Here is a 21,362-nt window from a genome sequence, read left to right as displayed (position 1 = left end):
TCAACGGGCGAAGGAACATGCTGCAGCCGCTCGCCCCTGTCTTCGGCAGTAGGAGCGCAGCCGCAAAGCGTCCCCTCTCCCCGCCTGCGGGGAGAGGGTTAGGGTGAGGGGCAGGCAACCGCGCATGCCAGCGGCCGATGGGGAGATCGGCCAGAGGGCAGGCAGATAAATTGCGAGGGAGAACACATGAATTTCGCACTGACCGATGAACAGCAGATGATCGTCGACACGGTCCGCAGCTTCGTCGAGACCGAAATCTATCCGTATGAGGACGAGGTCGAGCGCACGGGTATCGTGCCGCCCGAACTGGGCCAGGATATTGCCCGCAAGTGCAAGGAAATCGGCTTCTTCGGCTGCAATTTCCCCGAAGAGGTGGGCGGCGCCGGTCTCGACCATACGTCCTTCACGCTGGTCGAACGCGAGCTCGGCCGCGGCTCGATGGGCCTCACCGTCTTCTTCGGCCGCCCTTCGGGCATCCTGATGGCCTGCAACGACGAGCAGCGCGAAAGATACCTGCTGCCGGCGGTCAAGGGCGACAAGTTCGACGCGCTCGCCATGACCGAGCCGGATGCCGGCTCCGACGTGCGCGGCATGAAGTGCTTTGCCCGCAAGGACGGCGACGACTGGATCGTCAACGGCACCAAGCATTTCATCAGCCATGCGGACATCGCCGATTTCGTCATCGTCTTCATCGCAACGGGTGAAGAGGACACACCGCGCGGGCCAAAAAAGAAGATCACCTGCTTCCTCGTCGACCGCGGCACGCCCGGCTTCGAGATCCGCAAGGGTTACAGCTCCGTCTCCCACCGCGGTTACAACAACTGCATCCTGACCTTCGACGACTGCCGCCTGCCCTCCGCCCAGATCCTCGGCGAAGTACACAAAGGCTTCGACGTCGCCAACGACTGGCTGTTCGCCACACGGCTGACGGTGGCTGCGACCTCGGTCGGCCGCGCGCGTCGCGCCTTCGATTACGCGCTGAACTACGCCGCCGAGCGCAAGCAGTTCGGCAAGCCGATCGGCGCCAACCAGGGCGTCTCCTTCAAGCTCGCCGACATGATCACCGAGATCGACGCCGCCGATCTGCTGACGCTTTCGGCCGCCTGGCGCCTCGACCAGGGCCTGCCCTCCAACCGCGAGATCGCCTCTGCCAAGGTCTACGCCACCGAAATGCTTGCCCGCGTCACCGACGAGGCGATCCAGATCTTCGGCGGCATGGGGCTGATGGACGACCTGCCGCTCGCCCGCTTCTGGCGCGACGCCCGCGTCGAGCGCATCTGGGACGGCACCTCCGAGATCCAGCGCCACATCATCAGCCGCGACCTGCTGCGGCCGCTCGGAGCGTAACGAATGATCGAGCGGCGCTCCTCCCCACCCCTCATTCCTGTGCCCGTCACAGGAATCCAGCAGCGGCACGTCCGTGCCGCGATTGACCCTTTGACGAACACCAGACCCGACACCGCCTCCAAGGCAGAAACACTCTTCACCGGCTTGCCGATGCAAGACGGCTGGATTCCTGTGACGAGCACAGGAATGAAGGCGTCGCGAAACACAGGAACGTGGGAGTGTCTGATTAGATGACCCAAACACCCCGTTCCCTCGACAGGCTGATCCGACCAAAATCCATCGCCGTCTTCGGCGGCAAGGAGGCGCGGCGGGTCATCGAACAATGCGACAAGATGGGCTTCGCCGGCGATATCTGGCCGGTGCATCCGAGGGAGGACCAGATCCTCGGACGCAGGTGCTACCGCTCGGTCGCCGACCTTCCCGGAGCACCGGACGCGTCCTTCGTCGGCGTCAATCGGCAGCTCACCATCGACATCATCGCGGCGCTTTCGGCGCGCGGTGCCGGCGGCGCCGTCTGCTATGCCTCGGGTTTTCGCGAGGCGGCAAGCGAACTCGATGACGGCAACGACATGCAGGAAGCGCTCGTTGCCGCTGCCGGCGACATGCCAATCGTCGGCCCGAATTGTTACGGCTTCATCAACATGCTCGACGGCGCCCTGCTCTGGCCCGACCAGCACGGTATGCAGCGCGTCGAAAGAGGCGTTGCCGTCCTGACGCAATCCTCCAACATCGCTTGCAACATCTCGATGCAGACGCGCGGCCTGCCGCTCGCCTATCTCATGACCGCCGGCAACCAGGCGCAGACCGGCCTGTCCGACATCGCCTGCGCCGTGCTGGAAGATCCGCGCGTCACTGCCGTCGGCCTGCATATCGAGGGTTTCGACAGCATTGCAGCGCTCGAGCGGCTGGCAACGCGCGCCCGTGAACTCGGCAAGCCGGTCGTGACTTTGAAGGTCGGCAAGTCGGAGGCAGCCCAGCTTGCCACGGTCTCGCACACGGCCTCGCTTGCCGGCAACGACCGGGTCTCCTCCGCACTTCTCGCCCGCCTCGGCATCGGCCGCGTCGACACGCTGCCGGCGCTGCTGGAAACGTTGAAGCTGCTGCATGTCGCCGGCCCGCTCGAAAGCAGCGAGATTTCCTCGATGAGCTGTTCGGGCGGCGAGGCCTCGCTGATGGCGGATGCCGGCGTGCGCTATCGCGTCAACTTCCGGGCACTGAAGGAAGAACAGCGACGCCCCCTGAAGGAAAGCCTCGGCGAGATGGTGACGATCGCCAACCCGCTCGACTACCACACCTTCGTCTGGGGCAACCGCGAGAAACAGACGACCGCCTTCAGCGCGATGATGAAGGGCGGCTATGCGCTCAACCTGATCGTGCTGGACTTCCCCCGCCAGGACCGCTGCGACGCGGCCGACTGGGTGACGACCTGCGACGCGGTGATCGATGCGGCAAACGCGACCAGCGCCCGCGCCGGTATCGTCGCCAGCCTCGGCGAAAACATGCCGGAACAGACGGCACTCTCTCTGATGGCTGCCGGTGTCATCCCCTTCTTTGGGATCGACGAGGCGTTGGCAGCCGTCGAGACCGCTGCCGGCATCGGCGCGGCCTGGGCCAGACCCGCACCGCCGAAGCTCCTGAACGGCGGCGTTTCAGGCGGTGGCAATGCCATCACCCTTAGCGAACATGAAGCCAAGACCGAGCTTGCGGCTTCGGGCCTTAAGGTTCCGCCGGGCACGACCGCATCGACGCCGCAAGAGGCCGCCACGGCAGCCGAAAGCCTCGGTTTCCCCGTCGTGCTCAAGGGGCTGGGCGTCGCCCACAAGACCGAGGCCGGGGCCGTCAAGCTGAACCTTGCAAGCAGTGCCGAGGTGCTTAGCGCCGCGGAAGGCATGGCTGCCGTGGCATCGGGTTATCTCATCGAGAAGATGGTGGCAAAACCCGTGGCCGAACTCATCATCGGCGCGATGCGCGATCCCGTCGCGGGCCCGGTGCTGACCATCGGCGCCGGCGGCATCCTCGTGGAACTGCTGGATGATTCCGCAATCCTGACGCTGCCGACGACGCCGGAGCTGATCCGCGAGGCGATCGACGGACTGAAGATCAGGAAGTTGCTCGACGGCTACCGCGGCGGACCGAAGGGCGATTTCGCGGCCCTTGCCGACGCTGTCGCCGCTGCGGCATCCTATGTCGTTTCAAACGCTTCAAACCTCGAAGAACTCGATATCAATCCTTTAATGGTGTTACCGGAAGGCCATGGAGCCATCGCCGCCGACGCCCTGATCCGCCGGAGGAACTGACGCCATGACCGGACCGATCCTTACCCGCCGCGAAGGCGGCATTCTCGAAGTCACGATCGACCGGCCGAAGGCGAACGCCATCGACCTGAAGACCAGCCGGGTGATGGGCGAGATCTTCCGCGACTTTCGCGACGACGACACGCTGCGCGTCGCCATCATCACCGGGGCCGGCGAAAAATTCTTCTGTCCGGGATGGGACCTGAAGGCGGCGGCGGCCGGCGATGCTGTCGATGGCGACTACGGCATCGGCGGCTTCGGCGGCATGCAGGAACTGCGCGATCTCAACAAGCCTGTGATATCAGCCGTCAACGGCATCTGCTGCGGTGGCGGCCTCGAAATCGCGCTTTCCACCGATCTGATCCTCGCAGCCGAGCACGCCACCTTCGCGCTGCCGGAAATCCGCTCCGGCACCGTCGCCGACGCCGCCTCGATCAAGCTGCCGAAGCGCATCCCCTATCACATCGCCATGGACATGCTCCTGACCGGCCGCTGGCTCGATGTCGTCGAAGCCAACCGCTGGGGCTTCGTCAACGAGATCCTGCCCGCCGACAAGCTGATGGCGCGCGCCTGGGAGCTCGCCCGCCTGCTCGAGAGCGGCCCGCCGCTCGTCTATGCCGCCATCAAGGAAGTGGTGCGCGCAGCCGAGGGCGAGACCTTCCAGGCGACGATGAACAAGATCACCCGCCGGCAGTTCAAGACTGTCGACATTCTTTATTCGAGCGAGGACCAGCTGGAGGGCGCAAAGGCGTTTGCCGAGAAGCGCGACCCGGTCTGGAAGGGGCGCTGACAGACGCTGCCACGGGCGGCGCAGGACTGACGACGGGCCGGTGAACCGGCAAAGCGACGTCACGGAACGTGTGGGGTCTCCCGCGCGCCGCCGAAGGCCTATCCATAAATGTAGCTTATGGAAATGAATTATAATTTAGGACGTTACAAGGTGCAATCGAGCGATTAGGCTTATCGATCTGAAGCCAAGAGCGTCCGCCCGAGAAAGGAGAAACGAGGCAAGCGAAGACAAAAAATGGGCCCAAACGGCCGATCCGAAAGCCATCCGCAAGGTGGCGGTACGCAGCAATCTCTACCAACCACAACGAACGGCGAATGCCGACACAGAAGGGAACAGGGGAATGAGCGATTACAAGGATTACCTCACACGACAGGTCATGCTCGGCAGGATGAACCGGCGTGAATTTCTCGGACGCGCGGCTGCAGCCGGCATCCTCGCATCGACGGCAGGAACACTGTTTGCCACCAGCGCCGCGGCCCAGGAGCCGAAGCGCGGCGGCCATCTGAAACTCGGCCTCGAAGGCGCTGCCGCGACCGACTCGAAAGATCCGGCCAAGGCACTCTCGCAGTTCATGTTCGTCGTCGGCCGCAACTGGGGCGACATGCTGGTCGAAAGCCATCCGACCACCGGCGCACCCGTGCCGGCGCTCGCCGAATCCTGGGAGCCATCTGCCGATGCCTCGACCTGGACCTTCGCCATCCGCAAGGGCGTGAAGTTCCACGACGGCAAGGAACTGACCATCGACGACGTCATCAAGACGCTGCAGCGCCACACCGACGAGAAGTCGGAGTCCGGCGCGCTCGGCGTGATGAAATCGATCGAGGAGATCAAGGCCGACGGCGACAAGCTGGTGCTGAAGCTGACGGAGGGCAATGCCGATCTGCCGCTGCTTCTGTCCGACTATCACCTGATCATCCAGCCGAATGGTGGCATCGACGCTCCCGACGCCATGATCGGCACCGGACCCTTCAAGGTGGCGAGCTTCGAGGCCGGCGTTCGCGCCACCTTCGAGCGAAATACCGACGACTGGCGGACGGATCGCGGCTTTGTCGATTCGGTCGAGCTGATTGCAATCAACGATGCCACCGCTCGCATCGCGGCCCTTTCCTCCGATCAGGTCCACTTCATCAACCGCGTCGATCCGAAGACCGTCAATCTCCTGAAGAAGGCGCCGACCGTCGAGATCCTGAACACGTCCGGCCGCGGCCACTACGTCTTCATCATGCACTGCAACACTGCGCCGTTCGACAATATCGACCTGCGCATGGCGCTGAAATATGCGATGGACCGCGAGACCATGGTCGAGCGCATCCTCGGCGGTTACGGCAAGGTCGGCAACGACTTCCCGATCAACGACACCTACGCCCTCTTCCCCGAAGGCATCGAGCAGCGCGCCTATGACCCCGACAAGGCGGCCTTCCATTACAAGAAGTCCGGCCACAGTGGCTCGGTGCTGCTGCGCACCTCCGACGTCGCCTTCCCAGGCGCCGTCGATGCGGCCGTGCTCTACCAGGAAAGCGCGAAGAAGGCAGGCATCGAGATCGAGGTCAAGCGCGAACCGGGCGACGGCTACTGGACGAACGTCTGGAACGTCCAGCCGTTCTCCACATCCTACTGGGGCGGGCGCCCGACCCAGGACCAGATGTATTCGACAGCCTATCTGTCCACCGCCGACTGGAACGACACGCGCTTCCTGCGCCCCGACTTCGACAAGATCCTGCTCGAGGCACGCTCCGAACTGGACGAGACCAAGCGCAAGGACATGTATCGCACCATGGCGATGATGGTGCGCGACGAAGGCGGCCTGATCCTGCCGATGTTCAACGACTTCGTGAACGCCTCCACCAAGCAGGTGAAAGGCTACGTCCACGATATCGGCAACGACATGTCGAATGGCTACGTCGCGACCCGCGTCTGGCTCGACGCCTGATGATGGAAAGCGGACCGATGACTGGTCCGGTTCCGACGGATGGGACCGCGGATGGAGCACATCCGCGGTCTGCCGATCTTTCCGGTGTACCAGCAAAACCCAACCCCGCCGACGCCCAGGGCGAACTCGGTGGCACCTTCTGGCGGCGCTTTATCTTTCGCCGTCCTCTCGCGGCGCTGATCCTTCAGCGCCTCGGCCTGAGCGTCGGCCTGCTCTTTGCCGTGTCGCTGATGATCTTCGGCGGCATCGAGGCGCTTCCCGGCGACTTCGCCACCACCTATCTCGGCCAGTCGGCAACGCCGCAGGCGGTGGAAAACATCCGCAAGGACCTCGGCCTCGACAAGCCCTGGAGCGAGCGTTACCTCTCCTGGCTCGGCGGCGCCGTGCAAGGCGACTTCGGCACCTCCTGGGCCAGCAAGAACTCGGTCGGGGAACAGATCGGCAAGCGTCTCGGCAATTCGCTGTTCCTCGCTTTCTTCGCCGCGCTCGTCTCCGTGCCGCTTGCCGTCGGCTTGGGCATGCTGGCGGTGCAGTTCCGCAACCGGCTGCCGGACAAGATCATCAACGTCGTCTCACTGGCGGCCATCTCGCTGCCCGAGTTCTTCGTCGGCTATCTCCTGATCATGTTCTTCGCCGTCAAATTCGGCGTCGCCACCTTCCCGGCGACGGTCTATGACAGCATGACCTTCAGCGAGCGGCTTTCGGCGATCGCGCTTCCGGTCGCAACCCTCGTGCTCGTCGTTCTCGCCCACATGATGCGCATGACCCGAGCGGCGATCCTCAACGTCATGTCGTCGGCCTATGTCGAGACGGCCGAACTCAAAGGGCTTGGCATGTTCCGCATCATCGCCCGCCACGCCGCTCCCAATGCCGTGGCACCTGTTATCAACGTCATCGCGCTCAACCTTGCCTATCTCGTCGTCGGCGTCGTCGTGGTCGAGGTGGTGTTCGTCTATCCCGGCATGGGGCAATACATGGTGGATGCCGTGACCGTGCGCGACATGCCGGTCGTGCAGGCCTGCGGCCTGATCTTCGCGGCTTTCTACATCTTCCTCAACATGGCGGCCGACATTATCGCCATTCTCGCCAACCCGAGACTGAGGCATCCGCGATGAACCTGAGATCCATCCCCCTTAGCGCCTGGATCGGCATCGCCGGCATCGCCATTGCGATCTTCTGCGCCCTGTTCGCCCCTGTCATCGCCCCCTTCGGCGAACGCGAGGTCGTCGGCGACGTCTGGCTTCCTTCCGGTGGCGACTTCCTGCTCGGCACCGACAATCTCGGGCGCGACCTGCTGTCGCGCCTGATCTACGGCGCCCGCACCACCATCTTCGTGGCGCTGGCGGCAACCGTGCTGTCCTTCTCGCTCGGCATGATCCTCTCCTTCACCGCCGCGGTCATGGGCGGGTTCGTCGACCAGTTCTTCTCCCGCTTCAACGATCTGATGATGGCGATCCCGACGCTGATCTTCGCCCTCGTCGTGCTGGCGGTGCTGCCGCAGCATCTGTGGATCCTGATCCTGGTCATGGCCGTGCTCGATTCCACCCGCGTGTTCCGCATCGGCCGCGCGGTCGCGCTCGATGTCGCGGTCATGGAGTTCGTCGAGGCGGCCAGACTAAGAGGCGAAGGCAGCGTCTGGATCATCTTCCGCGAGATCCTGCCCAACACGTTGTCGCCGCTGCTTGCCGAGTTCGGCCTGCGCTTTGCCTTTTCCATCCTGTTTCTTTCCACCCTCTCCTTCCTCGGCCTCGGCATCCAGCCGCCGGCCGCCGACTGGGGCGGCATGGTCAAGGACAACAAGGATGGCATCATCTTCGGCATATCAGCTGCCCTGATCCCGGGTGCTGCGATCGCGACACTGGCGATCTGCGTCAACCTCGTGGTCGACTGGCTGATGAAGAGAACCTCCAGCCTGAAAGGAGGGCGTGGCGATGCCTGAGGCTTCACCTGACAAGAACACGCTTCTTTCCGTCAAGAACCTGAAGATCGAAGCGACCAGCTATCCCCCGGGCGAGCCACCGAAAACCGTGACCCTGGTCGAAGGCGTTTCCTTCGACCTCCAGAAGGGCAAGGTGCTTGGCCTGATCGGCGAATCCGGGGCCGGCAAGTCGACCATTGGCCTGTCGGCGCTCGCCTATGGCCGCGGTGGCGTGCGCATCACCGGGGGCCAGGTGCTGCTCGACGGCAAGGATATCCTGCCGCTCGACAAGAACGGCATCCGCTCGATCCGCGGCGCCCGCGTCTGCTACGTCGCACAGTCGGCGGCCGCCGCCTTCAACCCGGCGCACCGGCTCGGTGATCAGGTGATCGAGGCATCGCTTCGCCACGGCATCATGAACCGCGAGGAAGCAAAAAAGCGTGCGCTCTACCTGTTCCAGGTGCTCGGCTTGCCGAATCCGGAAAGCTTCGGCGAGCGTTATCCTCACCAGGTTTCCGGCGGTCAGTTGCAGCGGGCGATGACCGCTATGGCGCTCTGCCCCAACCCGGAGCTGATCGTCTTCGACGAGCCGACGACGGCGCTCGACGTGACGACCCAGATCGACGTGCTCGCCGCGATCAAGCACGCGATCGAGGAAACGCACACCGCAGCCCTCTACATCACCCATGACCTTGCCGTTGTCGCCCAGATCTCCGACGACATCATGGTGCTGCGCCACGGCAAGACGGTGGAGTACGGCACCACCAAACAGGTGATCGAGGCTCCGGCCGAAGACTATACCCGGGCACTGGTCAGCGTACGCCAGACCAAGCGCGAAGAAGCGCCGGACCAGACCGGCACGCAATTGAAGATCGAGCATATCAGCGCTGGCTATGCCAACGGCTTCAAGGTGCTGCACGACGTTTCCATGCATCTGCCCAAGGGCCAGACGTTGGCGATCGTTGGCGAAAGCGGTTCCGGCAAGTCGACGCTGGCGCGCGTCATCACCGGCCTCTTGCCGCCGACCGAAGGGCGCATCACCTTCGAAGGCAAGGAACTGCCGCGCGCCTTGAAGGGCCGCAGCAACGACGAACTGCGCCGCATCCAGATGATCTACCAGATGGCCGATACGGCGATGAACCCGCGCCAAACGGTGCGCGACATCGTCGGCCGACCGCTGTCCTTCTACTTCGGCATGCATGGCGCCAAGAAGACGGCGCGGGTCAAGGAACTGCTCGACCAGATCGAGATGGGAACGAAGTTCCTCGATCGCTATCCGGCCGAGCTTTCCGGCGGCCAGAAGCAGCGCGTCGCCATTGCCCGGGCGCTCGCCGCGGAGCCGGAACTCATCCTCTGCGACGAGCCAACCTCGGCCCTCGACCCGCTGGTGGCCGAAGGCATCCTGAATCTGCTTTTGAAGCTTCAGGAGGAAACCGCTGTTTCCTATGTCTTTATCACCCACGACATCGCCATCGTCCGGGCGATTGCCGACAGCGTCGCGGTGATGCATCGCGGCCGGCTGGTGCGTTTCGGCCCGAAGTCCAAGGTGCTGGCACCGCCCTTCGACGACTATACCGACCTGTTGCTAAAGTCCGTTCCCGAGATGGAAATCGGCTGGCTGGAGCGGGTGCTGACGACCCGCCGCATGGAAAGTGCGGGCAACTGAGGGCCAGCGCCGAAAGTGCCTACGTAGTCCCCTCTCCCCGCCTGCGGGGAGAGGGCTAGGTTGGTCAAGACGATCCAGCCGTCACTTCACCTTGCAATCGACATCGCCCAATCGTTGCGCCGCTTCGCCCTCAAAGGTCACCGACGGCTCCGCCTTGGCGGTGCAGTCGCCGGTGGCGCCACTGCCTGACCGGAAATGCACGACCGGCTGCCCTTCGATCATGATGCTCGGCACCACCTCGTAAAGCTCCGGCGGACAGTTGGCGACGTCGGAGAGCCGAAGCGCCGGCTGGCCGCCGATCATGACGCTGGTGGAGCCGGAAAGCGCGCAAGCCGGGATGGGCGGGCGCGCATCTTCGGCGGCAGACGGCATGGCCGAGACCGCGAGCAGAAGTCCAGACATGGCGATATCTGCAGATTTCATCAGCTTCTCCTTCGACGGTGCAGACGCGGAATGCAACGCAATCTAGAGCATGTCGCGCAAAAGTGCGCAGCGGTTTTGCGATAACGACATGCGTAGAAACAAGAACTTAAAGCGCAGCGAGCAAACCTGGAGATCGCGATGCGCTTTAAGTCGGCAACGCCGCGCACGCTATCTCAATAATCGGTCGGCACCGTCAGCACGTCGGCATCAGGCGTTTCGAGAAAGGCCCTGACCGTCGAGGGCATCTGCCGCGAGCCTGTGGCCAGCACGCCGCAGCGCGACAGCATCTGCCGGATATCCGGCTCCTGGCCGAGGGTGCGCCAGATCATCCGCGAGGCATAGGGCAGGTTTTCCTTGCGCCAGGAAACGCCCATGGTCGTGCCGCGCAGATAGACGCGCTGATGCACTTCGAACGGCATCAGGATCGTCTGCGACAGCATCGGCTGGCGCCCGACGCTGCGCTCGGCGATGAAGATGCGATTGCGCCAGAAGGTGACGAGGCCGACATATTTCGAAAACTGCTGGATTTCGTTGGCGGCATCGCGGATGCGCTCAATCGACTTCACCCGGATCGATCCGCTCTCCTCGTGAATGCGGGCGCAGGAACAGACGACGCGGCCGGGCCACGACGGCGAGAGATGGTAGGTCTGGTAATAGCCGATATGGCGGCGAAGCCCGGCCAGATCACCGGGAAATCCTTCAAGCAGCAGCCCGGCTTGCGAGCGGTCGCGATCGGGCCTGACCATGCGGGCTTCGAACAGTTTCGACGACAGGGAAAAGTCCTGCGCCTGCAGCCCGAAGAAGCTGGCGATGCGCGCGACATTATGCGCCGACGGCCGCGCCTCGCCACTGATGTAGCGGTTGAACTGCTGACGGTTGATGCCGATCTCGCGACAGATCTGCGAGATCGAGCGCCGCGTCGCGCAGGCGAAACGAAGATTGGCGGCAAAGTTGTCGGCGTCGTGCACGAGCGGCTCCCAGCGATCCGGAACAGATAGCGTAAAGTCGCGTAAATCAGCGTCAAGTCGCGAAATTGTGCAACCCGCCGCAGCCGTTAGGTTTTCCCTTGAAACAACACTTCAGAGGGAACCTGCATATGAGCGAATTCACCAAGCGTCCCGACGGCCTCATCGTGCCGACAGGCATCAACCGCCGCGGCTTCCTGGCGGGCACCGCGGCCCTCGGTCTGGCGGCAGGCTTGGGCGGCACGATGGTTGCGGGCGATGCACGCGCCGAGGAGCCCAAGCGCGGCGGTCACCTGAAACTGGGCCTGAAGGGCGGCGCCACCACCGATACGCTCGATCCCGCCGGCTATAGCGGCTCGGTGTCCTTCGTCATCGGCCACCTCTGGGGCGACACCCTGGTCGAATCCGATCCGAAGACCGGCGCGCCGCTGCCGGCACTGGCCGAATCCTGGGAGCCCTCGGCGGATGCGTCGCAATGGACCTTCAAGATCCGCAGCGACGTCAGCTTCCACGACGGCAGCAAGATGACCATCGCCGATGTCATCGCCACGCTGAAGCGGCATTCGGACGAAGGCTCGAAATCAGGTGCGCTCGGCTTGATGCGCTCGATCAAGAACATCGAGGAAAAGGCCGGCGCGCTGGTGCTGACACTGACCGAAGGCAATGCCGACCTGCCGCTGCTTCTGACCGACTATCACCTGATCATCCAGCCACGCGGCGGCGTCGACAATCCCGCCTCGCCCATCGGCACCGGCCCCTACAAGCTTGCAAGCTATGAAGCCGGCCTGCGCTCGACCTTCGAGAAGAACGCCAATGACTGGCGCCAGGACCGCGGCTTCGTCGACAGCGTCGAAATCATCGTGATGAACGACACGACCGCGCGCATCGCCGCGCTTTCCTCCGGCCAGGTGCATTTCATCAACAACATCGACCCGAAGACGGTGCCGCTCCTGAAGCGTGCGCCGCGCGTCGAGATTCTCCGGACCGCCGGCAAGGGCTTCTACAGCTTCCTGATGCATTGCGACACGGCGCCCTTCGACAACAACGACCTGAGGCTCGCACTCAAATATGCGGTCGACCGACAGGCGATTCTCGACCGCGTTGTCGGTGGTTTCGGCACGCTCGGCAACGACTATCCGGTCAACGAGAACTATGCGCTGGCGCCCGAGGGCATCGAGCAGCGCGCCTATGACCCCGACAAGGCCGCCTTCCACTTCAAGAAATCGGGCCACGACCGGCCGATCCTTCTGCGCACCTCGGATGCCGCCTTCCCCGGCGCCATCGACGCCGCGGTTCTGTTCCAGGAAAGCGCCAAGAAGGCCGGTATCGAGCTCGAAGTGCGCCGCGAGCCGGAGGATGGCTACTGGACCAATGTCTGGAACGTCCAGCCGTTCTGCGCCTCCTACTGGGGCGGCCGGCCGACGCAGGATTCACGCTACTCCACCTCCTATCTCTCCAGCGCCGAGTGGAACGACACGCGCTTCAAGCGCGAGGACTTCGACAAGCTCCTGCTTCAGGCCCGCTCGGAGCTCGACGATGCCAAGCGCAAGGAGATGTACCGTACGATGGCGATGACGGTGCGCGACGAGGGCGGCCTGATCCTGCCGGTGTTCAACGACTACGTGAACGCCGCTTCCGCATCGCTGAAGGGTTTCGTCCACGACATCGGCAACGACCTTTCGAACGGCTATGTTGCCAGCCGCGTCTGGTTCGACAGCTAAGAACACGGTTTCGCGTACGGAAGTGCGTAAGAACAATGAGAGTGAGCGGAACAACCGATATGTCAGAGCGTGAATTCACCCTGATCGAGAACGAGTGGATCCGATTGAAGGACGGCACGCGGCTTGCCGCCCGCATCTGGATGCCGGATGGCGCCGACGCTGAGCCGGTGCCGGCCGTGCTCGAATACCTGCCCTACCGCAAGCGCGGCGGCACGAGTCTCCGCGATGAATCGACCTATCCGGTCTTTGCCGCCGCCGGCATTGCCGGCGTGCGCGTCGACATTCGCGGCTCGGGCGAATCCGATGGCGTCATCGATGGCGAATATACGCCGCGCGAGCTTTCCGACGGCTGCGAGATCATCGAATGGATCGCCGCCCAGCCGTGGTCGAATGGCAAGGTCGGGATGATGGGCATCTCCTGGGGCGGCTTCAACTGCCTGCAGGTGGCAGCCCTCAAGCCGCCGGCGCTGAAGGCGGTGATCTCGATCGCCTCGACCGTCGACCGCTACAACGACGACATCCATTACAAGAATGGGTGCCATCTCTCCGCCCAGCTTTCCTGGGCGGCGACCATGCTTGCCTATCAATCGCGCGCGCCCGACCCTGCGATCGTCGGCGACCGCTGGAAGGAGATGTGGCTGGAGCGCCTGGAGAACGAACCCTACTTCATGGAGGAATGGCTCGAGCATCAGCGCCGCGACGCCTTCTGGCAGCACGGCTCGATCTCGGAGGATTTCGGCGGCTTCGACACTCCCGCGCTCGTCATCGCCGGTTGGGCCGACGGTTATCGCAACACGCCGCTGAAAGCCGTCGAGGGCCTCGGCGCAAAGGCCAAGGCGCTGATCGGCCCCTGGGTGCACAAATATCCGCATTTCGCCTGGCCAAAGCCCCGCGCCGATTTTCACGGCGAGGCGATCCGCTGGTGGAACCGTTGGCTGCGCGACGAAAAGAACGGCGCCGAAGGCGGACCGCAGGTGCGCGCCTATATCCTCGACGGCCCGCGCCCGGCCGTCCGGCGCGACAAGGACCCTGGCCGCTGGGTCGCCAAGGACGTCTGGCAAAAGCCGGAGATGCAGGTTCTCGGCATCACGCTCGACGGCAGGCTTTCCACCGACGCCAAAGATATGGGCACCGGCGAGGTCTATCTGAAATCACCGCTCGATACCGGCACGGCTTCCGGCGAATATTTCACCCTGAAACCCGATGCCGAAATGGCCGGTGACCAGCGCATCGACGATGCCGGAGCGCTGACCTTCGAAACGCGGCCGCTGCTGGAGGCTGAAGACTATCTCGGCCAGCCAAGCCTCTCGGTCGATGTCACCTGCCCGGCCGACACGGCCAACCTTGTCGCCCGCATCGTCGACGTGCACCCGGATGGTACCGCCACCCGCATCGCCTTCGGCGTGCTCAATCTGGCGCATCGCGACGGCAATGCCGAACCGCGGGCAATGGAAAAGGGTCGCCGCACGCGGATCACACTGGTGCTCGACGCCTGCGGCTATCGCGTGCGCGCCGGCCACCGCATCCGGCTGTCGCTGTCGACGTCCTACTGGCCGATGATTTTGCCGCCGCCTGATGATCCCGGCCTCACCATCGACACAGCGAGCCTGACGCTTGCCCTTCCGCTGCTCGGCCAGCACAACGAGGTCGTCGTGCCGGAGCCGGAAAATCCGGATCCGCTGCCGAAATACATCGAGCGGACGGCCGGCAGCACCAGCCGCACCGTCGAACGCGACATGACCAACGGCGTCACCCACTATCGCATCTACGAGGATGGGGGCTTGAGCGAGCATCCGGATACCGGGCTCGCGACGCAGGACATCCGCGACGAGACCTGGTCCATCGCTCCCGACAATCCGCATTCGATGATCGGCACCTCGACCTGGACCTGCATTTCCAAACGCGAGGGCTGGTCGGTGCGCACGGTCTCGACCTCGGTTCTCACCTGCGATGCCGACGACTGGATCACCGAAGCCAAGATCGTCGCCTATGAAAACGACGCGCCCATCTTCGAGAAGAGCTTTGCCAAGCGGGTCGCACGCGACCTGATGTAACACCGTCTTGGCTCCAAAAGCGTATGACTGCACCAATCGGTAAACATTTTACTGATAGTTACAGTCGTGCGCCATTTCTTCAATTGCCACCAACCTGCCGTCCATATCGGCCGCGGCCTCGTTGCCGGCATGGGTGGCCTCGTGGCCATCGCCGCCGTCGGCGCGCTCACCAATATCGTCGGCGAACCGCTTCTGATGGCGCCGTTTGGCGCCAGCTGCGTGCTGATCTTCTCGGTCGCCGGCAGCCCGCTCTCCCAGCCCGCCAATGTCGTCGGTGGACATTTCATCGCGACGCTGGTCGGCCTCGTCATGCGCGCAGTCTTCCCCAATGAGTGGTGGGCGGTCGGCCTTGCGGTCGGTGCTGCGATCGCGCTGATGGCAGCGCTGCGCATCACCCATCCGCCGGCGGGCGCCACTCCGCTCGTGGTCTTTGCCAGCGACCCCGGCCTCGACTTCCTGCTTTTCCCCGTTCTGACCGGCTCATTGGTGCTGGTTGCGGTTGGAACGCTGTTTCATCGTTTTGGCAAGGTCGAGTATCCGCTGCCGAGGAAACCCGCATGAGCCGCGTCGTCGCCGAGCGCCAGGACGTCATCGCCACGCTCGCGGAGGTCTTTCGCGAACACGGCTATGATGGCGCGAGCCTCAACCTGATCACCGAGAAGACCGGGCTCGGCAAGGGCAGCCTCTATCACTTCTTCCCTGGTGGGAAGGAGGAGATGGCCGAGGCGGTGCTTGGCGACATCGCCCTATGGTTCCAGACCAACATATTCGACCTGCTGCGCAACAGCGAAAGGCCGGCGGCTGCGATCGACGACATGTTTGCCTCCGTCGACAGCTACTTTCGCCGGGGACGCCGCCTCTGCCTGATGGGCGTCATTGCCCGCCAGCGGCGCCCATGATCGCTTCTCCGTCGAGCTCACCCGATACTTTGCCGATTGGCGGACTGCCCTCGCCGAGGCGCTCGGCCGCCAGGGTATCGCCGAGAACGAGCGGCAGGCGCTGGCCGAAGAAGTGATCGGCGGCATCCAGGGGGCACTCATTCTTGCCCGCAGCCTTGGTGACGCCGAAGCTTTCGGCCGCGTGCCCCTCCGCCTTAAGGGCCGATGCACCCTGTCGCATAACTGACAAAAATCAGATCTCAGGCCTCGGCCGCCTTGACAATTCCCCGCGCGCCCAGTTATTAACCATCAAGTTAAATAACTTTCAGGTTAAAGAACGGCCGCGCCAAGCGACAGCGCTGGCTGCGGGAGGAATTGTTATGGCAATGACCAGTGAAAACGCATCGCGCGAACACAGACTGAGCCTCGAAATCACCAGGATCTTCGATGCGCCGCGCAGCCTGGTGTTTAGGGTATGGTCAACGCCCGAGCATGCCTTGCGCTGGTGGGGACCGCGCGATTTCAGCCCGCACTCGCTGACGATGGATTTCCGCCCCGGCGGCGCCTGGCGCGCCTGCATCCGTTCGCCGGAAGGGCGCGACTATTGGATGGGCGGCGTCTATCGCGAGGTGATCGAGCCGGAGAAACTCATCTTCACCTTCGCCTGGGACGAAGAAGGCAAGCCGGGTGCCGACACGCTGATCACCGTTTCATTCGTCGATGTCGGCGGCAAGACCCGTCTGACCTTCCACCAGACCCCCTTCGACAGCGTCGACGAGCGCGACTCGCACCAGGAAGGCTGGGGCGAGTGCCTCGAAAGACTGGAGGAGTATCTTTCCGATGTCTGAGACAATGACCACCGCGGACAACACACCGGGCCCGAAGGCCACGCGGCGGGAGTGGATCGGCGTTGCCGTCCTCGCCTTGCCCTGCATGCTCTATTCGATGGACCTGACGGTCCTGAATCTCGCGGTGCCGCAACTGACCGAGCAGCTGAAGCCATCGGCCTCGCAGCTCCTGTGGATCGTCGATATCTACGGTTTCATGGTGGCGGGCTCTCTGATCACCATGGGCACGCTTGGCGACCGCATCGGCCGGCGCCGGCTCTTGATGATCGGCTCCATCGCCTTCGGCATCGCCTCGGTGCTGGCCGCCTTCGCCTGGAGCGCCGAAACGCTGATCCTCGCACGTGCTGTCCTCGGCGTCGCAGCAGCAACCTTGGCGCCCTCGACGCTGTCGCTGATCCGCAACATGTTCCTCGATGACAAGCAGCGCACGCTGGCGATCGGCATCTGGATCGCCAGCTTCTCCGCCGGCGGCGCCATCGGCCCTGTCGTCGGCGGGCTGATGCTGTCTCAGTTCTGGTGGGGTTCGGTGTTCCTGCTCGCGGTGCCTGTGATGATCCTGCTTCTGATCCTCGGTCCCATGCTGCTGCCGGAGTTCCGCGATCCGAATGCCGGCCGGCTCGATTTCATCAGTGCCGGACAGTCGCTGGTTGCCGTGCTGTCGGTAATCTATGGCATGAAGCGCATCGCCGAGGACGGTCTCGACGTCACCGCCGTGTTCTTCATCCTGCTCGGGCTGACCGTCGCCATCCTGTTTGCCCGGCGCCAGAGCCGGCTTGCCGATCCGTTGATCGACCTCGCCTTGTTCAGGACCCCGGCTTTCAGCGCCGCCCTCGGCGTTAATATTCTCGGCCTGTTCGTCGGCTTTGGCGCCTTCCTGTTCGTGGCGCAGTATCTGCAGCTCGTGCTCGGCCTGTCGCCCTTCGTCGCCGGTCTCTGGTCGGTGCCGACAGGGGTCGCCATGGTGCTCGGTTCGATCCTGGTTCCGTCGCTTGCCGCCCGCTATGCCGCCTCGAACCTGATTGCTGCCGGCTTCGTGCTGACCGCCATCGGCTTTGCGATCTGCACCCAGGTCGAAACGACGAGCAGTCCGCTGCTCGTCACGACGGGCCTCGTCGTTCTCTGCCTCGGCTTTGCGCCAGTGGGCACGCTGACGACGGACCTGATCGTCGGCTCCGCCCCGCCGGAGCGCGCCGGCGCTGCATCGGCGATCTCGGAGACGAGCTTCGAGTTCGGCGGTGCGCTCGGGATCGCCGTGCTCGGCAGCATGCTGACATCAGCCTATCGCACCCGCATGGACGCCGTGATCGTCACCGGCCTTCCGACTGAGACCGTGGAGGCCGCACGCCAGACGCTTGGCGGCGCCGTCGCCATCGCCGAGCAACTTCCGGGCGAGCAATCCGAACGGCTGCTCAATGCCGCCCGCGACGTGTTCACCAATTCGTTTGCCTTCACCGCATCGATCTGCGTGGCCCTGTCGCTGCTGACGGCACTGCTCGCCTTCCTGCTCTTGCGCAAGGCAACCGGTGACGGCGCCGACAGCGATCCGGCAATTGCCGACGAGGCGGAGGCCTCGGTCAAAGCCGGATAATAACCGGCGTCCGCACAACGGACGCCAACACATAAATCGCATCAACGTTCAACTCGCCAGCGTCGTTTCCCCGGTCGAAAGACCAGGGACAGCCGACGACTGTCCAAAGACAGGAGCCCGTCCTATGAAAAAGCGCTATCGCGGCAGCTGCCACTGCGGCACCGTTGAGTTCGAATGCCAGCTCGACCTTGCCGAAGGCATCCGCCGCTGCAATTGCAGTTTCTGCGCCAAGACGCGCATGCAGAAATCCTTCGCGCTGCGCGACGAGTTTGCCATCACCAGGGGCAAGGAGGCGTTGACGAGCTATCGGGCGGAGCCTTCGAACTGGCGGGAGGGCGACGTCGATCACTACTTCTGCAGCCGCTGCGGCATCCGGCCGTTTTCGCGCGGCTATCTCGAGGATTCCCTCGGCCATTTCTACGCCGTCAAAGTCGCCTGCGTTGACGGCGTCAGCGACGAGGAACTCGGCACGGCACCGATCATCTACGAGAACGGTCGTCACGACGACTACGAAAACCCGCCGCGCGACATCCGCTTCATGTGATCGCCGAGGCGATCAGGCCGGGCTCAATGCCAGCAGCGCCTCGAGCGCACGCTCGGCATCGGCCTCCGGCACGAAGATGTGGTCATGATAATAGGCGGCCACGACGTTGGCACTGATGCCCTCCCGCGTCAGCGCCGTCGCCACCGCCGCCGTCAGCCCGACCGCCTCAAGCGCCGAATGCACATTGAGCGTGATGCGGCGAAGCAGCGGACCATAGGAAAGGCCGGCCGCATCGGCAGCATGACGCTCCAGGATCAGCGTCAGCCCCTCGTCCTCGCGATAGGTGGCAAGCGGCTCCACCGGCATGTAACGCTGCGCCTCGTCATGGGGCACGGTGCAATAGACATAGGTCTGCGGAAACAGAACCGGCGCCATCGTCGCCAGCAGCTTCGTCAAATCCGTTTCGCCAGCCATCACCCCTCCTCTAACCTTCCACAGTCCCCGCTATGCGGGATCAAGTCGCCAATGCAGTGGTAGCGGATCGTCACATTGCCGTGAAGCACGCTCTTGCGATTTGCATTCGGCCGGGTCCGCGAAAAACATGGGTTCACACGGCCGCCGCCCGAACGCGGCAGAGGAAGCAACCATGTCTTCGACACGCAACATTCTGCCGTTCGCTCCGGCTATCAACCACCATCTCTGGCTGATGGCTCCGGCACTTGCCATCTGCGCCGCCCTTTCGATTGCGCCCTCAGCCCGCGCCGCCGAACCGGCCGTATCCATTCCCCCGCCGTCGCTGGATGAGAAAGCGGCCAGCGGTCCGGAAACGGCGGTATTTGCCGGCGGTTGTTTCTGGGGCGTCCAGGGCGTCTTCCAGCATGTGAAGGGCGTGACCAACGCTGTCTCGGGCTATGCCGGCGGCAGCCGCGACACGGCGTCCTATGAGGCGGTCAGCAATGGCGACACCGGCCACGCGGAATCGGTGGAAGTGACCTACGATCCGAGCCAGGTCAGCTACGGCAAGCTGTTGCAGATCTTCTTCTCCGTCGGCCACAACCCGACGCAGCTGAACTATCAGGGGCCGGATCACGGCACGCAGTATCGTTCGGCTCTGTTCGTTGCCACGCCGGAGCAGAAGAAGATCGCCGAGGCCTACGTCGCCGAGCTCGGAAAATCAGGCGTCTTTCCGACCGAGATCGTCACCGAGATCGCGCCGCTGAAGGGCTTCTATGTCGCGGAGGGCTACCATCAGGATTTCCTGACGCGCAACCCGACCTATCCCTACATCGTCTACAACGACATGCCGAAGATCGAGAGCCTGCGCAAACTGTTCCCGCAGAGCTTCCGCCCCAATCCGGTGCTGGTGTTCAAGGCGAAGAGCTAGCGCGTTTCCGCCCGCAATTGCGCTCCGGTGAAAACTGGAGCGTTCAGCCGGTTCCGACAAGCACCGCAATACCTTCGGCCAAGCGCCGAAAGCCTTCGCGCGCACCCTCACTCATGTGCCGTGCCCGCAGCCAGGCGTGGATCATCTGCGGCTCTTCGCGAAAGGTGACGTTGACGCCGGCCGTCGCAAGCCGCGCGGCATAGAGGCGCGCGTCATCGCGCAAGGGGTCGAAATAGGCACCAGCGATATAGGTCGGCGGTAAGCCGGAAAGATCCTTCTCCGCCAGCGGCACCGCAAACGGGTCGTCGGCCGGCGCCTGCAAAATCTTTGGGTAGTAGCTGGTATCGGCAGTCGTCAGTCCCGGCGCATCGGACATTTCGAGATAGGAACCGGAAGCCAGGTCACCGCCGAGGCCAGGATAGATCAGCGCCTGCCCGACGATACCAGACACCCCGTCCGCCCGGGCCTTCAACACGATGCCTGCGGTCAGGTTCCCGCCGGCACTGTCGCCGACGACCACCACCGGTCGGCCATCGGCCACCAGGAAATTCAAGACCGCGTAGCAATCCTCGAAGGCGGCTGGCCAGACGTGGTCGGGCGCCAGCCGATAATCAACCGACACCAGTTCTGCCCTTGCGAAATCGGCAAGCTCGGCGCAGATGGCGTCATGGCTGTCGAGCGAGCCGACGACCCAACCGCCGCCGTGAATGTAGTAGATTCGGGTGTCGGTCGAAACGCTCGCCGGCCGATAGCGCCGGATCGGGATCCGGCCGTCGACAAGCTCGTCCTCGCGCGTCAGCCCCGCCGGCGACGGCGCGTCGAACTCTGCGCAGAGCGCATCGTACCATTTGCGCTGCTGTTCGATCGACGCATCGACCGCATCGGCGGGATAGAATTCTTCGCAGCGCCGGTGAAAGGCCAGGATGCCCTCCTCCGTCGGCATCGGTTTCGATACAGCCTGATCCAAAGTCCGCCTCCCTGATCTCTCCGGCGGAAGTCTAGCAGCAGGCCGCCGGTCTTCTATCCGGAAACCGACATAACCGGACAAATCCCGCCGCAGTTGCGTTGTCGG

At 63.8% G+C, this 21,362-nt stretch carries 18 protein-coding genes and 1 pseudogene; 15 read left to right on the top strand and 4 right to left on the bottom strand.

From position 1 onward, the window contains the following. The first annotated feature begins 186 nt into the window (after positions 1-186). The 7 genes from ASD02_RS12935 to ASD02_RS12905 all read left to right on the top strand — a co-directional run bounded on the left by ASD02_RS12935 (position 187) and on the right by ASD02_RS12905 (position 9,945). On the top strand, positions 187-1,347 hold the full coding sequence (locus tag ASD02_RS12935; protein ID WP_025427811.1) for an acyl-CoA dehydrogenase family protein: 1,161 nt from the start codon (positions 187-189) through the stop codon (positions 1,345-1,347). A 230-nt stretch (positions 1,348-1,577) separates the two neighbouring features. Beyond that, entirely contained in the window at positions 1,578-3,644 is a 2,067-nt protein-coding gene (locus ASD02_RS12930; protein WP_025427812.1) for an acetate--CoA ligase family protein, read from the top strand. Positions 3,645-3,648: 4 nt separating this feature from the next. After that, a complete protein-coding gene (locus ASD02_RS12925; protein ID WP_025427813.1) occupies positions 3,649-4,431 on the top strand; it encodes a carnitinyl-CoA dehydratase in 783 nt (260 codons plus the stop codon). A gap of 340 nt (positions 4,432-4,771) precedes the next feature. After that, positions 4,772-6,361, top strand: a complete 1,590-nt coding sequence (locus tag ASD02_RS12920) for an ABC transporter substrate-binding protein (RefSeq protein ID WP_057220752.1) — start codon at positions 4,772-4,774, stop codon at positions 6,359-6,361. Next, a complete protein-coding gene (locus tag ASD02_RS12915) occupies positions 6,361-7,476 on the top strand; it encodes an ABC transporter permease (RefSeq protein WP_057220751.1) in 1,116 nt (371 codons plus the stop codon). The genes ASD02_RS12920 and ASD02_RS12915 overlap by 1 nt, the downstream gene beginning before the upstream one ends. Continuing rightward, positions 7,473-8,300, top strand: coding sequence for an ABC transporter permease (locus tag ASD02_RS12910; RefSeq protein WP_025427816.1), 828 nt, complete (start codon positions 7,473-7,475; stop codon positions 8,298-8,300). Before ASD02_RS12915 ends, ASD02_RS12910 begins: the two co-directional genes overlap by 4 nt. Beyond that, positions 8,293-9,945 (top strand): ABC transporter ATP-binding protein, encoded by a 1,653-nt coding sequence (locus ASD02_RS12905; RefSeq protein WP_025427817.1) that lies wholly within the window; start codon positions 8,293-8,295, stop codon positions 9,943-9,945. Before ASD02_RS12910 ends, ASD02_RS12905 begins: the two co-directional genes overlap by 8 nt. Before the next feature lie 81 nt (positions 9,946-10,026). Here the strand turns inward: ASD02_RS12905 and ASD02_RS12900 are convergent, their stop codons facing one another. Together ASD02_RS12900 and ASD02_RS12895 are read right to left on the bottom strand one after the other, a co-directional pair. Further along, complete coding sequence (locus ASD02_RS12900) at positions 10,027-10,368, bottom strand: PAAR domain-containing protein (RefSeq protein ID WP_057211096.1); 342 nt, start codon at positions 10,366-10,368, stop codon at positions 10,027-10,029. Positions 10,369-10,541: 173 nt separating this feature from the next. Beyond that, positions 10,542-11,336 carry a helix-turn-helix transcriptional regulator gene (locus ASD02_RS12895; protein WP_057211094.1) on the bottom strand — a complete coding sequence of 265 codons (795 nt, stop codon included), beginning with the start codon at positions 11,334-11,336 and terminating at the stop codon, positions 10,542-10,544. Positions 11,337-11,464: 128 nt separating this feature from the next. On the opposite strand from ASD02_RS12895, the gene ASD02_RS12890 reads away from it, so the two are divergent. The 7 genes and pseudogenes from ASD02_RS12890 (at position 11,465) to ASD02_RS12860 (ending at position 18,966) form a co-directional block, all read left to right on the top strand. Next, positions 11,465-13,054, top strand: coding sequence for an ABC transporter substrate-binding protein (locus ASD02_RS12890; protein WP_025427820.1), 1,590 nt, complete (start codon positions 11,465-11,467; stop codon positions 13,052-13,054). Between the two features lie 59 nt (positions 13,055-13,113). After that, positions 13,114-15,108, top strand: a complete 1,995-nt coding sequence (locus tag ASD02_RS12885; protein WP_057220750.1) for a CocE/NonD family hydrolase — start codon at positions 13,114-13,116, stop codon at positions 15,106-15,108. Positions 15,109-15,174: 66 nt separating this feature from the next. After that, positions 15,175-15,669: an HPP family protein gene (locus tag ASD02_RS12880; protein ID WP_057211088.1), complete on the top strand. Its 495-nt coding sequence runs from the start codon at positions 15,175-15,177 to the stop codon at positions 15,667-15,669. After that, positions 15,666-16,233 (top strand): annotated as a pseudogene (locus ASD02_RS12875) (TetR/AcrR family transcriptional regulator). The gene ASD02_RS12880 and the pseudogene ASD02_RS12875 overlap by 4 nt, the downstream one beginning before the upstream one ends. Before the next feature lie 139 nt (positions 16,234-16,372). Next, entirely contained in the window at positions 16,373-16,834 is a 462-nt protein-coding gene (locus ASD02_RS12870) for an SRPBCC domain-containing protein (protein ID WP_025427823.1), read from the top strand. Continuing rightward, positions 16,827-18,422, top strand: a complete 1,596-nt coding sequence (locus ASD02_RS12865) for an MFS transporter (RefSeq protein ID WP_244494213.1) — start codon at positions 16,827-16,829, stop codon at positions 18,420-18,422. The genes ASD02_RS12870 and ASD02_RS12865 overlap by 8 nt, the downstream gene beginning before the upstream one ends. A 124-nt stretch (positions 18,423-18,546) precedes the next feature. Next, the gene (locus ASD02_RS12860) at positions 18,547-18,966 is read left to right on the top strand and encodes a GFA family protein (RefSeq protein ID WP_057220748.1); all 420 of its coding nucleotides are present in this window, start codon (positions 18,547-18,549) and stop codon (positions 18,964-18,966) included. A 12-nt stretch (positions 18,967-18,978) separates the two neighbouring features. Here ASD02_RS12860 and ASD02_RS12855 read toward each other — a convergent pair whose 3' ends face one another. After that, positions 18,979-19,380, bottom strand: a complete 402-nt coding sequence (locus ASD02_RS12855; protein WP_025427826.1) for an ACT domain-containing protein — start codon at positions 19,378-19,380, stop codon at positions 18,979-18,981. A 232-nt stretch (positions 19,381-19,612) separates the two neighbouring features. Between ASD02_RS12855 and msrA the strand changes: the two genes are divergently transcribed. Continuing rightward, on the top strand, positions 19,613-20,290 hold the full coding sequence (gene msrA, locus ASD02_RS12850) for a peptide-methionine (S)-S-oxide reductase MsrA (RefSeq protein WP_038577286.1): 678 nt from the start codon (positions 19,613-19,615) through the stop codon (positions 20,288-20,290). Between the two features lie 43 nt (positions 20,291-20,333). On the opposite strand, the gene ASD02_RS12845 is transcribed toward msrA, so the two are convergent. Then, positions 20,334-21,257, bottom strand: coding sequence for an alpha/beta hydrolase (locus tag ASD02_RS12845; protein ID WP_082555538.1), 924 nt, complete (start codon positions 21,255-21,257; stop codon positions 20,334-20,336). Between the last annotated feature and the right edge of the window lie 105 nt (positions 21,258-21,362).

The organism is Ensifer sp. Root1252 (genome assembly GCF_001425885.1).
Classification (GTDB): domain Bacteria; phylum Pseudomonadota; class Alphaproteobacteria; order Rhizobiales; family Rhizobiaceae; genus Ensifer; species Ensifer canadensis.
The sequence above is the reverse complement of the archived record's forward strand: the minus strand, read 5'-3'. Positions and strand labels throughout refer to the sequence as shown.

Bases quoted from the DNA above. Each gene is read 5' to 3' on its own strand.
- msrA (WP_038577286.1), top strand. From the start codon at position 19,613: ATGGCTCCGGCACTTGCCATCTGCGCCGCCCTTTCGATTGCGCCCTCA.
- ASD02_RS12930 (WP_025427812.1), top strand. From the start codon at position 1,578: ATGACCCAAACACCCCGTTCCCTCGACAGGCTGATCCGACCAAAATCC.
- ASD02_RS12865 (WP_244494213.1), top strand. From the start codon at position 16,827: ATGTCTGAGACAATGACCACCGCGGACAACACACCGGGCCCGAAGGCC.
- ASD02_RS12925 (WP_025427813.1), top strand. From the start codon at position 3,649: ATGACCGGACCGATCCTTACCCGCCGCGAAGGCGGCATTCTCGAAGTC.
- ASD02_RS12855 (WP_025427826.1), bottom strand. From the start codon at position 19,380: ATGGCTGGCGAAACGGATTTGACGAAGCTGCTGGCGACGATGGCGCCG.
- ASD02_RS12910 (WP_025427816.1), top strand. From the start codon at position 7,473: ATGAACCTGAGATCCATCCCCCTTAGCGCCTGGATCGGCATCGCCGGC.
- ASD02_RS12920 (WP_057220752.1), top strand. From the start codon at position 4,772: ATGAGCGATTACAAGGATTACCTCACACGACAGGTCATGCTCGGCAGG.
- ASD02_RS12885 (WP_057220750.1), top strand. From the start codon at position 13,114: ATGTCAGAGCGTGAATTCACCCTGATCGAGAACGAGTGGATCCGATTG.
- ASD02_RS12905 (WP_025427817.1), top strand. From the start codon at position 8,293: ATGCCTGAGGCTTCACCTGACAAGAACACGCTTCTTTCCGTCAAGAAC.
- ASD02_RS12900 (WP_057211096.1), bottom strand. From the start codon at position 10,368: ATGAAATCTGCAGATATCGCCATGTCTGGACTTCTGCTCGCGGTCTCG.
- ASD02_RS12935 (WP_025427811.1), top strand. From the start codon at position 187: ATGAATTTCGCACTGACCGATGAACAGCAGATGATCGTCGACACGGTC.
- ASD02_RS12890 (WP_025427820.1), top strand. From the start codon at position 11,465: ATGAGCGAATTCACCAAGCGTCCCGACGGCCTCATCGTGCCGACAGGC.
- ASD02_RS12915 (WP_057220751.1), top strand. From the start codon at position 6,361: ATGATGGAAAGCGGACCGATGACTGGTCCGGTTCCGACGGATGGGACC.
- ASD02_RS12860 (WP_057220748.1), top strand. From the start codon at position 18,547: ATGAAAAAGCGCTATCGCGGCAGCTGCCACTGCGGCACCGTTGAGTTC.
- ASD02_RS12870 (WP_025427823.1), top strand. From the start codon at position 16,373: ATGACCAGTGAAAACGCATCGCGCGAACACAGACTGAGCCTCGAAATC.